Source organism: Streptococcus sp. F0442 (assembly GCF_000314795.2).
Lineage (GTDB): Bacteria > Bacillota > Bacilli > Lactobacillales > Streptococcaceae > Streptococcus.
Genome location: NZ_KB373314.1, coordinates 1,159,782 through 1,175,367, shown reverse-complemented (window position 1 = coordinate 1,175,367; position 15,586 = coordinate 1,159,782). Strand labels below are relative to the sequence as shown.

14 protein-coding genes, 1 other RNA gene and 2 pseudogenes are annotated in these 15,586 nt (G+C 42.7%); 15 read left to right on the top strand and 2 right to left on the bottom strand.

Going from position 1 to position 15,586, the window contains the following annotated elements:
* Positions 1-14: 14 nt before the first annotated feature.
* The 5 genes and pseudogenes from pnuC to HMPREF9186_RS11645 all read left to right on the top strand — a co-directional run bounded on the left by pnuC (position 15) and on the right by HMPREF9186_RS11645 (position 2,835).
* Positions 15-797, top strand: coding sequence for a nicotinamide riboside transporter PnuC (pnuC, locus tag HMPREF9186_RS05560; RefSeq protein WP_037614060.1), 783 nt, complete (start codon positions 15-17; stop codon positions 795-797).
* Positions 798-1,574, top strand: a complete 777-nt coding sequence (locus HMPREF9186_RS05555; RefSeq protein ID WP_009731823.1) for an NUDIX domain-containing protein — start codon at positions 798-800, stop codon at positions 1,572-1,574.
* Positions 1,575-1,691: 117 nt separating this feature from the next.
* Entirely contained in the window at positions 1,692-1,886 is a 195-nt protein-coding gene (locus HMPREF9186_RS05550; protein ID WP_009731822.1) for a helix-turn-helix transcriptional regulator, read from the top strand.
* Between the two features lie 17 nt (positions 1,887-1,903).
* Complete coding sequence (locus HMPREF9186_RS05545; protein WP_009731821.1) at positions 1,904-2,446, top strand: DUF3278 domain-containing protein; 543 nt, start codon at positions 1,904-1,906, stop codon at positions 2,444-2,446.
* Positions 2,447-2,456: 10 nt separating this feature from the next.
* Positions 2,457-2,835, top strand: a pseudogene (locus HMPREF9186_RS11645) (hypothetical protein).
* Between the two features lie 122 nt (positions 2,836-2,957).
* Here HMPREF9186_RS11645 and dusB read toward each other — a convergent pair.
* Both dusB and hslO read right to left on the bottom strand, forming a co-directional pair.
* Positions 2,958-3,935, bottom strand: coding sequence for a tRNA dihydrouridine synthase DusB (dusB, locus tag HMPREF9186_RS05535; protein ID WP_009731818.1), 978 nt, complete (start codon positions 3,933-3,935; stop codon positions 2,958-2,960).
* The gene (gene hslO / locus HMPREF9186_RS05530) at positions 3,922-4,794 is read right to left on the bottom strand and encodes an Hsp33 family molecular chaperone HslO (protein ID WP_009731817.1); all 873 of its coding nucleotides are present in this window, start codon (positions 4,792-4,794) and stop codon (positions 3,922-3,924) included. Before hslO ends, dusB begins: the two co-directional genes overlap by 14 nt.
* A 375-nt stretch (positions 4,795-5,169) precedes the next feature.
* Between hslO and HMPREF9186_RS05525 the strand changes: the two genes are divergently transcribed.
* The 10 genes and pseudogenes from HMPREF9186_RS05525 to HMPREF9186_RS05485 all read left to right on the top strand — a co-directional run bounded on the left by HMPREF9186_RS05525 (position 5,170) and on the right by HMPREF9186_RS05485 (position 15,551).
* The gene (locus HMPREF9186_RS05525; RefSeq protein ID WP_009731816.1) at positions 5,170-6,462 is read left to right on the top strand and encodes an adenylosuccinate synthase; all 1,293 of its coding nucleotides are present in this window, start codon (positions 5,170-5,172) and stop codon (positions 6,460-6,462) included.
* Positions 6,463-6,676: 214 nt separating this feature from the next.
* Positions 6,677-7,321 (top strand): annotated as a pseudogene (locus HMPREF9186_RS05520) (HAD family hydrolase).
* A 230-nt stretch (positions 7,322-7,551) separates the two neighbouring features.
* The gene (locus HMPREF9186_RS05515) at positions 7,552-9,129 is read left to right on the top strand and encodes an ATP-binding cassette domain-containing protein (RefSeq protein ID WP_009731813.1); all 1,578 of its coding nucleotides are present in this window, start codon (positions 7,552-7,554) and stop codon (positions 9,127-9,129) included.
* 302 nt (positions 9,130-9,431) lie between these two features.
* Entirely contained in the window at positions 9,432-9,941 is a 510-nt protein-coding gene (gene tadA / locus HMPREF9186_RS05510) for a tRNA adenosine(34) deaminase TadA (RefSeq protein WP_003016809.1), read from the top strand.
* A gap of 38 nt (positions 9,942-9,979) precedes the next feature.
* Positions 9,980-10,075: signal recognition particle sRNA small type (ffs, locus tag HMPREF9186_RS11150), an RNA gene on the top strand.
* A 491-nt stretch (positions 10,076-10,566) separates the two neighbouring features.
* On the top strand, positions 10,567-11,916 hold the full coding sequence (locus tag HMPREF9186_RS05505; protein ID WP_009731812.1) for a glucose-6-phosphate isomerase: 1,350 nt from the start codon (positions 10,567-10,569) through the stop codon (positions 11,914-11,916).
* 114 nt (positions 11,917-12,030) lie between these two features.
* Entirely contained in the window at positions 12,031-13,116 is a 1,086-nt protein-coding gene (locus HMPREF9186_RS05500) for a hypothetical protein (protein WP_009731811.1), read from the top strand.
* Positions 13,117-13,234: 118 nt separating this feature from the next.
* The gene (locus HMPREF9186_RS05495) at positions 13,235-13,933 is read left to right on the top strand and encodes a hypothetical protein (protein WP_009731810.1); all 699 of its coding nucleotides are present in this window, start codon (positions 13,235-13,237) and stop codon (positions 13,931-13,933) included.
* Between the two features lie 5 nt (positions 13,934-13,938).
* Positions 13,939-14,628: a hypothetical protein gene (locus tag HMPREF9186_RS05490; protein WP_009731809.1), complete on the top strand. Its 690-nt coding sequence runs from the start codon at positions 13,939-13,941 to the stop codon at positions 14,626-14,628.
* Positions 14,592-15,551, top strand: a complete 960-nt coding sequence (locus HMPREF9186_RS05485; RefSeq protein WP_009731808.1) for a hypothetical protein — start codon at positions 14,592-14,594, stop codon at positions 15,549-15,551. Before HMPREF9186_RS05490 ends, HMPREF9186_RS05485 begins: the two co-directional genes overlap by 37 nt.
* Positions 15,552-15,586: the final 35 nt, after the last annotated feature.

Here is a 15,586-nt window from a genome sequence, read left to right as displayed (position 1 = left end):
TTATGAATAACCTAATGAACAACCTATCTAAAAAATTCTCAACCTTTATCCAAGACTTTAGAAATGTCCACAAAGAAGCGAAAAAACAAGGCTTTGTCAACATTATGAAACTCCTATGGAAGGATCTTTTCATGGGACGGACAGCCTTTCAATGGATTTATCTTCTTCTTCTTTCCAGCGTTCCCTTCTTCTTAGAATGGACCAACGGCACAGGTGAGCATGATTGGCTGGGACTGTTCGCCTCTTGGACAGGGATTGTCTGTGTTATCCTGGTTGCAGAAGGTCGCGCCAGTAACTACCTCTTTGGAGCAGTGAATTCAGCGATTTACCTTGTTTTAGCCCTCAATAAAAACTTCTATGGGGAAGTCCTTACAACTCTTTATTTCTTTATTATGCAACCGATCGGTCTTTATGTCTGGCTCTCCAATCGGATTAACGATCAAGGAAAAGCGGAAGAATCTCACTTTGAAGCTAAGAAATTGACCTTGATCGAGTGGATGCGCTACTTGGCCTTGAGTGCCGTGATCTGGATTGGTATGGGCTTTGCTTATCAGAGCATCCATAGTGCTCGTCCTTTCCGGGATAGTATCACCGATGCGACCAATGGGGTCGGCCAGCTCCTCATGACCCGCCTTTACCGGGAACAATGGATCTTCTGGATTGCGACCAACGTCTTTAGTATCTATCTCTGGTGGGATCAGAGTCTTCATATTCAAGGGATGTACTGGGTTTACACGCTGAATAGCCTAGTGGGCTGGTACCAATGGACCAAAGCCCTCAAGAAGGAGGTGGCCTAAATGACCAGTCTCTTAATTCCAGCAGGAATGACGGAGAAGGAGTATTTCGAGACAGTTGCTAGTGAAGCGGACTTTCTCAAGTGGTACAAGGAACAAGACCTACCGACTTATGAAACCCCAAGTGTCACAGCCGATATGGTGGCCTACTGTTTTGTTGAAGGCCAGCTCAAGCTTTTAGCTATTCGACGCAAGGCCCACCCTTATCAACACCGTCTAGCTTTAGTGGGTGGCTTTGTGAACAAGGATGAAGATGCGACCCATGCCTGCATCCGAGAGGTCAAAGAAGAAGTCGGACTTGATCTCACTGTAAACAAGGTGGAGCAGCTCTTGACCGTTTCCACCCCTGGGCGGGACCCCAGAGGCTGGGTCATTACCATCGCTCATCTGGTCTATCTGCCAGCAGAAGTAGTAGACTTAGCCCGTGCAGGAGATGATGCCAAGGAAGTTGTTTTTCTAGACGTCGATTTTAAAAAGTCCCAGTGCCTGCTAGAGGGAAAGGTTTTAACGGCTTCTGATTTTGCCTTTGACCACTATCAAATCATTCAAGAATCGATCAAGCGGATTCAGGGACGTCTGGACTGGAATCCAACCTTCCTCTATCTGTTAGAGGAGCCCTTTACCGTCTATGAAGCAACGGAATTGGTCAATCTGATCAATCCGGGACGTCCGATGGTTAGCAATAACTTCCTCGTGAAGTTCGGAGAATTCGTAGAAGAAGTGGGCGTCAAGCGGGTTCCTAAGAAAAAACCACGCAAAACCTATCGCTTAAAAGAGTAGGTCGAGCGAGGCCCATTCTACCAGTCCTCAGTTACTTTTCGTAGCTGAGGGCTTTTTTTAGCAAGAAATACTATATTATGGTCAAATATATACGACATTTATTTAATAGGAGCAAACATGAACCGTGTGAAAGAATTCCGCAAGAGATTGGGGATTTCTCAGCTTGAGCTTGCTAAGGATATTGGTGTCTCGAGGCAAACCATCAACATGATTGAAAACGACAAGTACAATCCGACCCTGGAACTCTGTCTCAATCTCGCTCACAGCCTCCAAACGGACCTCAACAATCTCTTTTGGGAAGATGATTTTTAACAAAAAGGAAAAAGAAAATGAAACAAGAAACCTTTACTGAAAAACTGATTAAACGCACATATGGCATTTCTGGACCACTTGATGAACACAAACGACGCGAGGCAGATCGCATTGGAAATAAAGTCTTTATGGTTCTCTTTTACCTGATGATATTTGGCAATCTCATTCCTTTTGTCCTTGCTTATAAATATCCTCAAATTGTCGCTATTGGCTATCCTCTTGTAGTGTTTTGCATTGCGATGATGTCTGCTTTCTATGTGGTCTCCCAAACCAAGAAAACGGGCATCACAGCCATTGATCCCGAAATGTTGAGCCAAAAAGAAAGAAAACAGATACGCTATCCTGGCATTAAAGCTGGTCTGCTCTATGGAGTTTTTATGTTCTTTGGAATACCACTTCTCAATGTCTTAACGGATAATAGCAAAAACTATCTTACCTCTCTTTTCAATCTAGGCCATTTTATATCAATCCTTTTCGCAGCCTTCTTTTTCGGCTTGGTGATGCAAATGAGTGTCTCATTTCGCATTCGAAAAGCCAAGGAAGATCAAGATGACAATTAGGAGAAAGCTTATGAAATCACTAGTAACCCTGCTTACCTATCATCTTTTGTTTGCTTCCTTACTCACTTTCATCATCATTTTAGGAAACTTGCCCATCTACGATATAATCCTCGTTCTAGTCTTTCTTCCAGCACTCAATAAAGGACTGACTTATCTAAAGATAGACTCCCAAAAAACGCGTATACTGAACTTAGCATTATGCTTTATGATTCATGATTCTATCTTTACCACAGCTGAAAACCGTTTCAAGCAATTGGAACTATTATTTACTATTCACTATCGCTACCCTTTCTTCTATCACTTATCTTTATTATCTCTATCAATTCGTAAAAGAAACAAAGTCACATCGTTCATTTAGGAGAAATTATCCATGCAAAAAGAAGATTTAACAACTCGCTTACTTCGAAATATCTTTCATCTGTCAATTTCATAATAAAAACACCCCCAAAGCTAGATTTTTTGAGTCTGACTTTGGGGGTGTAGTTCATATAAGGTCCTATTTTTATGCTTCTTATGCTTTTAATTGTAAAAGTTCTTCAATCTCTGCTAGGGTGCTAGCTTGCGAGATGGCTCCGCGTAGTTTGGCAGCGCCAGATGTTCCACGGAGGTAGTGAGGGGCCAAGCCGCGGAATTCACGGACGGCAATGTGCTCGCCCTTGAGATCAATCAAGCGTTTCAGATGCTCATAAGCAATCTTCATCTTGTCTTCGAAGGTTAAATCAGGTAGGATTTCTCCTGTTTCAAAGTAATGATTGATTTGATTGAAGAGGTAAGGATTGCCCATAGCGGCACGGCCAATCATGACCGCGTCGGCACCGACTTCTTCGATGCGTTGTTTCGCTTCTTGAACCGTACGGATGTCTCCGTTTGCAATAAATGGAATCTTGGTCAGAGCTTGCGCAACCTTGTGAAGGGTCTCAAGATCCGCGTGCCCCGTATACATTTGTTCCCGAGTCCGTCCGTGCATGGCAAGGGCAGAGACACCTGCAGCTTCAGCTGCGAGGGCATTCTCCACTGCTAGAGAAGGGTCCGACCAACCTGTCCGCATTTTAACAGTGAGAGGGATATCAAGGACGGATTGGACCTTGTTGATAATGGAGTAAATCTTATCAGGATCCTTGAGCCACATAGCACCCGCCTCGTTTTTAACGATTTTATTAACCGGGCAGCCCATGTTGATATCGACGATATCGGTCTTGGTATTTTCTTGGATAAATTCAGCTGCGCGTGCTAAGCTATCTTCGTCGCTCCCGAAAAGTTGGATCGATACAGGATTTTCTCCCTCATCGATATGGAGCATATGCAGGGTCTTTTCGTTGTTGTATTGGATTCCTTTATCAGAGACCATTTCCATGACCACAAGCCCTGCTCCGAGTTCTTTCGCAATGGTCCGGAAAGCTGAGTTGGTCACACCGGCCATGGGTGCTAGGACCGTCCGGTTTGGGATCTCGACGTTCCCAATCATAAATGGTGTATTAAGATTTGTCACGAATGAGTTCCTCCAAGTCGTTTTCGTCAAAGTGATAAGCTGTCTGACAGAATTGGCAAACAATTTCTGCTCCCTGGTCTTCGTCCTTCATTTCTTGAAGGTCTTTGACTGGCAAGCTAGCCAAGGCATCCATGAAGCGTTCCTTGCTACAGTCGCATTGGAAACGAAGTTCTTCTTCAGAGAGGCGTTTGAAAGGTTCATCCCCATAGATAGCGGCAAGAAGGGCTTCAATATGGTCTTCAGAGTCTAAAAGAGTAGAAATGGCTGGCATTTCTTGGATCCGTTTTTCGAAGCGGGCAATTTCTTCTTCCTTGGCATTTGGCAAGACCTGGACCAAGAAACCACCAGCAACCTTGACCTTGTCTTCTTCATCAAGTAGGACATTGAGTCCAACCGCAGATGGGGTTTGTTGGCTTTCAGTCAAGTAATAAGCCAGGTCTTCACCGATTTCTCCAGTGACCAGGGGCGTCATGGAGTGGTAAGGATTGCCTGTGCCATAGTCGGTAATCACTAAAAATTCCCCATTTCCGACAAATGGTCCGACCACAACTTCACCGGTCGCTGTTTTCTTGATATCCACACCGGGATTTTGCACGTAGCCTTTGACGTTTCCTTGAGTATCTGCCACAGTGATAATAGCACCCAGTGAGCTAGTTCCAAGGACTTTGACCGTAATTTTAGTATCTCCTTTCTCGTTTGCCGCCAAGATTTGACTGGCAATGAGGGTACGGCCAAGTGCGACCGTGGAGCTAGCTTGTGTGTGATGTTTTTCTTGGGCTGTTCGTACAGTTTCTGTACTGTCTAGTACATAGGCACGAAAAGCGCCACTTTCTGAGATAGTTTTAATAATTTTGTCCATAGCTTCTATTTTAGCATAAAAAAGGAAAAGAGGTGAAGGGAGTAACTTGATTTATTTAGACGATGAAGGGATAAAAATTTTCAGGGGAGAGCTTCGCTTAGAAACTGAATAGAATAGGATCTGTTTTAGGAAGTAAAGAAGGCAAAAGACGAACAATCATTCTTTAACGTTTAAAATGACGATCAAAAGATGGATGTTCGGAAAATGAGAAGCGGATTTTAAGGGTAAAAAACCAAGCAAAGAAATAGCCAACCTTGAAAAAAACGAGGAAATTTCTTATAATAGGGTGTAAAACAAACTTGCAGGTGAGACTCCTGCCCCTAGTTTGAAGAAAGGCATAGATAGGGAACTATCTATGGTATATGAAAAAGAATTATGACATCAGTTGTTGTAGTAGGAACCCAATGGGGTGATGAAGGAAAAGGGAAGATTACAGACTTCCTATCAGCCAATGCAGAAGTCATTGCTCGCTACCAAGGTGGGGACAATGCCGGCCATACCATCGTGATCGACGGCAAAAAGTTCAAGTTGCACTTGATTCCTTCTGGTATCTTCTTCCCTGAAAAGATCTCTGTCATCGGAAACGGCGTGGTGGTCAACCCTAAATCATTGGTCAAAGAGTTGGCTTATCTTCATGAAGAAGGGGTAACAACAGATAACCTTCGAATCTCTGACCGTGCCCATGTCATCCTTCCTTACCACATCGAATTGGACCGTCTCCAAGAAGAGTCAAAAGGAGACAACAAGATTGGAACGACCATCAAAGGGATTGGACCAGCCTATATGGATAAGGCTGCACGTGTGGGAATCCGGATCGCGGATCTCTTAGATCGCGATGTTTTTGCGGAACGCCTTCGCATCAACTTGGAAGAAAAGAATCGTCAATTTACCAAACTCTATGATGCAGAGGCTCTTTCCTTTGACGATATCTTCGAAGAATACTATGAATATGGTCAACAGATCAAACAATATGTAACCGATACTTCTGTCATATTGAACGATGCTTTGGATAACGGTAAGCGCGTGCTCTTTGAAGGAGCCCAAGGGGTTATGTTGGATATCGACCAAGGAACCTATCCATTTGTAACCTCTTCAAACCCAGTCGCAGGTGGGGTGACTATTGGATCAGGTGTAGGCCCAAGCAAGATCGACAAGGTTGTTGGTGTATGTAAAGCCTACACTAGCCGTGTTGGTGATGGACCATTCCCTACGGAGCTCTTCGATGAAGTGGGTGATCGGATCCGTGAAGTCGGCCATGAGTATGGGACAACAACAGGTCGTCCTCGTCGTGTCGGGTGGTTTGACTCTGTTGTCATGCGCCATAGCCGTCGTGTATCAGGAATTACCAACCTTAGCTTGAACTCAATCGACGTTTTGTCAGGCTTGGATACGGTGAAAATCTGTGTGGCTTACGACTTGGATGGAGAACGCATCGATCACTACCCAGCAAGCTTGGAGCAACTCAAACGTTGCAAACCAATCTATGAAGAATTACCAGGTTGGTCAGAAGATATTACAGGTGTTCGCCACTTGGATGAGCTTCCAGAAAATGCCCGCAACTATGTCCGCCGGATCGGTGAATTAGTTGGTGTGCGCATTTCAACCTTCTCAGTCGGACCAGATCGTGACCAAACCAATATCCTTGAAAGTGTGTGGTCTAGTTTATAAGCAAATGAAGATAAGAGAGTGGGACAGAAATCGGTCATTCGTTAGAATTCGATTTCATCGTCCCACCTCCGCACAGTTGAGTAGGGCTGTAAAAGCTGATGAAATCAGCGTAGTAGAGCCCACTCAACTACTGCGTCTTGCTCGACAATCCAAAGACAATTGAGAGGCTAGGACTTTTGTCCCAGCCTCTTTTTGAAAGCAGAAAGAGGAAAAAATGTATCAAACGATTTTATTTGACCTAGACGGCACCTTGACCAATTCAGAACTAGGGATTACCAACTCGGTGGCCTATGCCTTAGGAAAATATGGGATTCAAGTGCCAGACAAGAAAGCATTGAGAGTTTTCATCGGTCCGCCCTTGCAGGAGTCTTTTGAGCGCTTTTATGGATTTTCTAAGGAAGAATGTTTAAAGGCCATTGACTACTATCATGAGTATTTTTCCGAAAAAGGCCTTTATGAAAATGAGGTCTATCTAGGCGTTCCTGACTAGCTGGCTTCTCTCAAGCAGGCTGGCAAACAGTTGATTGTAGCTACGTCAAAGCCTGAAGAATTTTCCATTCAAATTCTCAAACACTTTGGTTTGTATGATTATTTTGACTTTGTCGCTGGTGCGACCATGGATAGAAAACGTAGTAAAAAAAGCGATGTTATCCAGTATGCCTTGGAGCAAAATGGGATTACAGATTTGGCGCATACCATCATGATTGGAGACAGGGAGCACGATGTGCTTGGCGCTCAAGCGCAAAAGCTTGATTCTATCGGTGTCCTTTATGGCTTTGGAAGCAGGGAAGAATTGGAAGAAGCCGGCGCCACCTATATTGCTCAAGAAGTTGGCGAAATTGCAGCTTTTATAGGATAACCTTTTCCAAAATATTAAAAGTTGGAACTGTTCTAATCTGCTGAATATTGCTTGATTTAATATTTCTATCGGTGTATACTTACTGTAGGTTAAAGTGAATAACAAATTCGATGACAAAATGAATGCTAAACCTAGAGTATTTAACTATAATTGTGATTGTAAATAATCACGATTTTAAATAAATTAGAGAAGAGGGTTGTGCTAGCCCTCTATTTTGATGGATGATAATTATGAGAAATATTTATAAGTACATTGATAAGAAGTATCTTTTTCCTATTTTTTTAGGGTGTATTGTGAATAGTGGTTTGGTGTTGGCGCAACCTCTGATTTTAACGAAGGCCTTGAAGTTAGATCAAGACGGCCTTTCTTATGGAAAAATTCTCAATTTTGTTTTATTTGGTTTGTCTGTCTATCTTGTTATTTATAGTCTGATGCTGTTTTCAAACTATTCGCACAATATATTCCGAAGAGAAATCAACAAAAGTGTCCGTGCCCTTTTATTTAAGAAAGTCATATTGAATCCTAAATTTTCCAATGATGAAAAAGTTAGTCTGCTAACTCAAGATATGGAATATGTGGGCGATAATTATTTGGAAAATATAAATGTTATGGTGAGTTGGGGATTTGTCGCCCTTGTTACAGCCATTTATATTGTTTCACAAAATTTTCTCTTAGGACTTATTTTTGTCATTTTTACGATTATGAGACCTATTCCTCAGTTCATCATGAATCGTCGTTTACAAGATTCGGGAGACAGCTGGTCCAAGCTTAGAACGAAATTACATGGGCTTGTCTCGGATAGTATGCAAGGCAGCCAAACCTTACGGATTAATCAGGCCATGAGGCTGAATGAAGAGCGCGTGAATGATTTAAACGGAGAATATCAAAAAGCCATCCAAAGATTTTGTTTCACACATAATATTATTTTTTTCTTTAATGGATTTATGGTCTTTTTTAGTCAGGTTGTTCCTCTTGCTTTAGGCTTTTATTTGAGTTTACAGGGAAATTCTATTTCTATTACAAGCCTCATCTCTATGTATGTTGCTGCGGGGATGCTGGTAGAACCGATCCAAACTCTGATGTACAGTGCAGCCAATCTCCAAGGTGCCTTGCCGACTGCGAACCGCCTGTTTAAGATTATCGAGGAAGAACCTGATTTCGAAGAGACAAAGGATCAATTTGTTGAAAATCTCGAATCGTTGCGCTTAAATCATATTTCAAAAAGTTTTGCTGAACGTCAGCTTTTTTCTGATTTGACGGCGACGATTTCAGTAGGTCAGAAGGTCTTAATCAAAGGACCGAGCGGGTCTGGAAAGACGACTCTTTTTCGCTTGATTTTAGGAGAAGAAGTATGTGATGAGGGTGACATTTTCGTTCAGTATGATGGAAATCAAATAACGAGTCATTTCCAAGGGAATATCGGTTTAATTAGCCAGCATCCCTTCCTGTTTAACGATACTATCCGCTATAATCTAACTTTTGGTCAGCCTTTTCAGGACCATGAATTATTGGAGGTATTGGACCGAGTTGGCTTAATAGATGAATTTCAGGATATTTTGAATGTAGAAATTCATAATAATGGTGAAAACATTTCAGGAGGTCAGCGTGTCAGATTAGAGTTGGCTCGTTTTCTCTTACGCGAGAAGGATATTTTATTAGCGGACGAAGTGACATCAGCTTTGGACGAAAAAAATAGTCGTCTGGTTAGAGACCTAATCTTTTCTTTGCCGATCACGGTACTAGAAATAGCCCATCATATTGATGAAGAAGAGCGCTATGACCAAATCCTTGAGTTACGTAAAGGATGAGCGATGCCACAATAGTTGGTTCTGCGACAAAGCGGATAGTAGTAAGCCAGCAATTTGTCAGATATTTTTGAGATTCTAAGTGGTGATATTTCCAAAATCATCAATACTCAGAGAACTTAAGCTTTATTTAAGATAGGCCAGCTATACTAGAAGCATAAACAAAGACCTCCTAACTTTGTTTAAACCTCCTAAACTTTTTCATAATAATCTCCCATAAGAGTCGCCCAATCGGCGGCTTTTTTTGTGAGTCGTAAGCTGCCTATGGTATAATGAACAAAGAAACTAAAAGGAAGAAGGAAGAGATGGACTACACGATAGAGGAAAAAGCGATGTTTATGAGGGAAGCCCTGAAGGAGGCGGAGATTGCCCTCGCCAATGATGAAATACCGATTGGCTGTGTCTTGGTCAAGGATGGTCAGATTATCGGGCGTGGACATAATGCGCGTGAGGAGCTGCAGCGGGCGGTTATGCATGCGGAAATCATGGCGATCGAGGAGGCCAATCAGCGTGAAAATAGCTGGCGCCTGCTGGATACGACGCTTTTTGTCACGATTGAGCCCTGTGTCATGTGTAGTGGTGCCATTGGTCTAGCTCGGATTCCCCAGGTGATTTACGGGGCGACCAATCAGAAGTTCGGTGGAGCAGGTAGTCTCTACGACATTTTGGCAGATGAACGCCTCAATCACCGAGTCGAAGTAGAAACAGGAATCTTGGAAGCAGAATGTGCAGCCATCATGCAGACCTTCTTCCGCCAAGGTCGAGAACGAAAAAAACAAGCCAAACTCGCAGCCAAGGCCGAAACACAAGAATAAAAACCGGACCTTTGCAAAATCCACAAATTATGATATAATACCTATCGGAGCAACAGTTCTGCGTGAAGCGGGTCAGGGGAGGAATCCAGCAGCCCTAAGCGAAGTGAACTGTGTGCTCTTTTCTATTGCTCTTGATGAGTCAAGTCCAAGGGACGCAGACGAATCCTAGAGCAATGGATGCAGTTTTTCCCGTTAGGGAAAAAGCTGTAAACCGATAAAAGCTCTTAACGAATCAAGACTGGAAGTCGCAGATGAGCTTAGAGATATTGATCCTGAGGAGCGAAGCGACGTGAGGGCTATAGCGTAAAATGAAAAAAGCCTGTAAGGCGTAACCGAACTTAGAGATATTGATCCTGAGGAGTGAAGCGACGTGAGGGCTATCACTTACCAGAGTCCTGTTTATATTCAAAGAATAAAAGAGAAAAAATAGAGTTTCGTGAGAAGCTTCTTTTTTTGGATTTTCTAGTCAAAAATAGTGCAAATATGCAAACGATTGCTATTGCGTCGTTGCTTGATTTGTGAAAATAAAAAAATCAGCAAATGAAAACGTTTTACAGGGTGGTTTCCCTTGATAAAATTCCTGTAAAGCGATATCATAGAGAAGAAGAAATTTTGGAGGAATAACATGTCTCATATTAAATTTGACTACTCAAAAGTTTTGGGTAAATTTGTTGCCCCACATGAAGTGGAATATATGCAACCACAAGTGACTGCAGCTGATGAATTGATCCGTAAAGGAACAGGTGCTGGTAGTGACTTCCTAGGTTGGTTGGACCTTCCTGAAAATTATGACCGTGAAGAATTTGACCGCATCTTGAAAGCTGCTGAACAAATCAAAGCAGACAGCGATGTTTTGGTCGTGATCGGTATCGGTGGATCATACCTTGGAGCGAAAGCTGCCATTGACTTCTTGAACCACCACTTTGCAAACTTGCAAACAAAAGAAGAACGCAAAGCGCCACAAATCCTTTACGCTGGAAACTCCATCTCATCTACTTACCTTGCTGACTTGGTAGAGTACGTAGCAGACAAAGACTTCTCAGTAAACGTGATTTCTAAATCAGGTACAACAACTGAACCAGCTATCGCTTTCCGTGTCTTCAAAGAACTTTTGGTGAAGAAATACGGTCAAGAAGAAGCTAACAAACGGATCTACGCAACTACTGACCGCCAAAAAGGTGCTGTTAAGGTTGAAGCAGATGCGAACGGTTGGGAAACATTTGTGGTTCCAGATGATATCGGTGGACGCTTCTCAGTCTTGACAGCAGTTGGATTGCTTCCAATCGCTGCATCAGGTGCAGATATCAAAGCCCTTATGGAAGGTGCGAATGCTGCTCGTAAAGACTACACTTCAGACAAACTTTCAGAAAACGAAGCTTACCAATACGCAGCTGTTCGTAACATCCTTTACCGTAAAGGTTATGCAACTGAAATATTGGTAAACTACGAGCCATCGCTTCAATACTTCTCAGAATGGTGGAAACAATTGGCTGGTGAGTCAGAAGGGAAAGACCAAAAAGGTATCTACCCAACTTCAGCTAACTTCTCAACAGACTTGCACTCATTGGGTCAATTTATCCAAGAAGGAACTCGTATCATGTTTGAAACAGTTGTCCGTGTTGACAAACCACGTAAGAACGTGATTATCCCTACTTTGGAAGAAGATCTTGACGGACTTGGTTACCTTCAAGGAAAAGACGTTGACTTCGTTAACAAAAAAGCAACTGACGGTGTTCTTCTTGCCCACACTGACGGTGACGTGCCAAACATGTACGTGACTCTTCCTGAGCAAGATGCCTTCACTCTTGGTTACACGATCTACTTCTTCGAATTGGCCATCGCCCTTTCAGGTTACTTGAATGCCATCAACCCATTTGACCAACCAGGTGTTGAAGCTTACAAACGTAACATGTTTGCCCTTCTTGGTAAACCAGGATTTGAAGAATTGAGCAAAGAACTCAACGCTCGTCTATAATAGACAACAAAACGATCTCGAAAGAGGTCGTTTTTTTGCTCCCTATAGATTGGAGTTGGTCCTAGGTTGGTTTTATGTTATAGTAGAAGAGAAGAATAAAAAGGAGAACCTGAAATGTCAGAGAAAGATCAAGAAAAATTGATAAACGATGCTCCGTTGGATGGAGCGCCTCATTTTGATGTAGCTGCGCCAGCCTTTGTCCCAAAAGAAGCATCAGAAGATGTCGTCGTTTCGGAACCAGGGGGAATACCAGGGATGCCAGCGACAGAAATGAAGGAAGAAACAACGGAAGCAGCTATTTCAGACACCGTCGAGATCCCAGATGTGGGTGAACCAACTGTCGAAAAAGATCTGCAAGCAGTTGCTCCTCCCCAGTCTATTCCTCCATTCCAGCCTGTAGCTGAAGCTCCTTACAGTCTTGCTTCTGAACGAGCTGATTCACAAGCACAGCCTGGTCCAGCTATCCAGATCCAGCAAACTCCTCCTGTCCGAAAACCGATGGATCCGGCAGATAAAAAGGCTATTCGTTTTGCGCTTGGCATTTTAGTAGGTCTCTTAATCGGTGGTATTAGTGGCTATCTCATCGGCCAAGCCGCTCCTAGTAGCTCTCAAGCAAGAAAGCAGGACACCTCTTTATCAGCTGACAAGTCAGGTTCTCCTTATACTATTGATTTGGAGCAATTGACTTCTGAAGATGCAGAGTCCAATTTTAGCTGGGAGCAGTCAGATGTCGAGAAACTTCAATTTCTGACTGGAGAAGATGATGGGATGAGTCCTGAAGAAATGGTAGAGGCTTATGGGAAAGCGAATGCTGTTCAATTTGATGATGGAGAGTTGAAATTAAACTGGGATAATAGCTCTTATAATAAAGAGGTCAGAGCCATTTATACTAAGAATGGGAAACAATTGCAGCTTTCTAAGTTTGAATTCAATCAGTATGAGAAAGATCTCATAGTAGAGGATAATTTTGCAGATGGCTTAAAAGTTGGAGATAGTGAGACAGGTGTTGGAGGCACTTCTTATAAAGAGCTCTTGGATAAATACGGGGATGGTGTCAATCTGAGTGTGAGAGCATCTGATTATTCAGGCAAGGTGGAAATGCTCATGGACTTCAAAAAGAAAAATGGGGACTATGTGGATTTGACCTTTGTTCGCCAATCCAATGGGGATTTCCTCTTGAGCAGTAAAGACAGCTATTAACAGGATAAGAAAAGAAAGAGGCGCAAGCCTTTTTTCTTTCAGATAAGACAAGACAAATGCGCTATTTTTCTATACAATAGAAGGAGTTTGAATAGAAAGAGAACAAAGGATGGAAGAAATGAAAACATGGATAGAAAATCATAAAAGGCTCCTCCGAAAAGCTGGGATAGCTTTGCTAGCTTTTATGATCGGTGCTTGCTTAGTATTCATGATTCATCCGGTTAAAACCGTGCCCAAAGATCGCTTACTAACCTTTCCTCAGATGCAAGAAACAAGCCAACAATATGTTGGGAAAACCACCAAAGAACTGGCAATAGAAGACCTCTTATCGTTAGAACTTACAAAGGAAGATAGCAAGACTCGAAAGAACTGGGTGACCTTGGCTGCCTTCGTAAAGAAATTTGGGAAAGCAGAGAGTTTTACACAAGAAGAAACCAGTTTTGGAGCACAAGTCCAGCTAGGTTATGGGACTGCTGTCCAGGGGATTAATCCTTTTACAATAGAATTCCAAAAGCAGGAGGGTGCTTTTTATCTGAGTGCCATTCAAGGGTTTGCGCCCCAGTCGTCTCGCTATCAGAGTAAAAAGAATTTGAAACGGACTGATTTTACAAGCTATCAGCCCTTGGATGGTAAGAAAGAAAAGGGAACGGCAGTAGAGGACGTCTTGAAAAGATCAGGCCTTCCCAATTCTCTTAGTTTGACCACTATAAAGGACAAACAAGTATTGGCCCTGTCTTATCAGGTAACAGATGGGCTGGTTTCTTTGACCTTTGAACGCGATCAGAGTGGTCAGTATCGTTTGAGTAAGAAGGGGTGAAGTGTATGATCGAATGGATAAAAAAAAATCAAAAAGAATTTTTACTGCCCTTTTTGTGTTTGCTCCTAGGACTCTTGCTTGCCATTGCAACCATCCAGGTGCAAGAGCAGGGGACTGATACTAAGGAGGTTCAAAAACTCACCCATTTCCAGCCGAAAGATTACCAGAATTTGGTAACTGATGAACAAGAAGTCAAGCAGTTTCAGTGGACGATCGAAGCCGTAGCAAATTTGAAAGTCCGACTTAAGCAAGGTCAGCAACCAGGGACTCGCCTGGAAACGCTTGTAGCTAAATGGGGAAAAGCACAAAAAGTTCGGTACACAAAAACAGCTCAAGGGGATAAAACTGTTCTGGTCTTGACGTATGCAGCCAAGCAGTCAGATAAGGGCAAGAAAAGTGTCACTCTATGGTTTGAACAGGACCAGGCCAAAGGTTTTCGCCTGACGATGGTGGATGCGACGAATTTGTTGGATGCAACAGAGAAGTCAAGCAGTGAGAAAGACATCACTACTGAAAAGGGCAAAAAAGGCACAGAATTCGCCCAGCTCATTCAGAAGCTAGGAAATCCTCAACGCTTGGTCTGGGGGGAATTACTAGATGGCGAAATGGGTTATCGAGCGAGTTATCAGATACCAGGTCAGCCAGAAGTGGTGATGGAATGGAAGAAAAAGGGTTCAAAATTGGTCTTGATTTAGGAAGGGAGAAATCATTGGACAATCATCGGACGGACATAAAAGCGGCTTCATCTCACCAGGGTGGGACTCGCTTGATTTCAGAAGAAGATCTAGCTTCTTTAGGGATGGAAAATCATCAAGAAATGAGAAGTCATTCAGATACTATTGGTTCTTCACCTTCTTCTAAAGAAGAAGGGACCGGTTCGCTTTTAGGATTTTTTGGATGCTTAGCCTTGTTAGTCGCCTTTGTATTCGTACTTCAAAACACAGGCAACAAGATTCTTTCTTCATCTTCCTCAAGCAATGGAGCTGACAGTTTTTCACGGCATAGTATCAGAAAAGAATATCTCAATAGTGAAAATAGTTCTTATGTTGCATCTGCTAAGGAAGTTCAATTTGAGACAACCTATGAAAAAGCCATGTCTCTCATTCCTGATTTTGCAGTAGAAGAAAAAAAGACATCTTTTGGAACGATTACGCCGCAAGGTATCGTTGCAGCATTAGGTAAAGCAACCCGTGGAGAGGCATCGTATAGTGACAGCAGTTCAAGTCCTTTTTTGCTGACCTTAGATTACCAATCAGATGATGCATATGGGAAGGTTCTCCTTGAAAAAATGGGTGCCTATTACAGGATTTCTTTTTTAAGTTTGAAACACTTAAAAAGTGATCGTTTTGCAAATAAGAATGGCAGTTTAACGAAGGACGATTTTACTAATATCAAAGTTGGGATGCCTTATTTAGATTTGCTTAATACGGTGGGGATTCCAGATGAGGTAGATATGTCCGGACTTTTAGGTTACGGTGAAGCACCGACCTTTACTTATCGATTGGCTGATTCCCAAACGGTCCACATCCATTTTGATAGCCGGCAAACCATCAAGGATATCACACCTAAAGTGGAAGCGAGCACACCAGCTTCTTCTTCGACACCTACAGCACCGTAAAAACGGTCAGCCCGAATGAATTTGCTATAGAATAA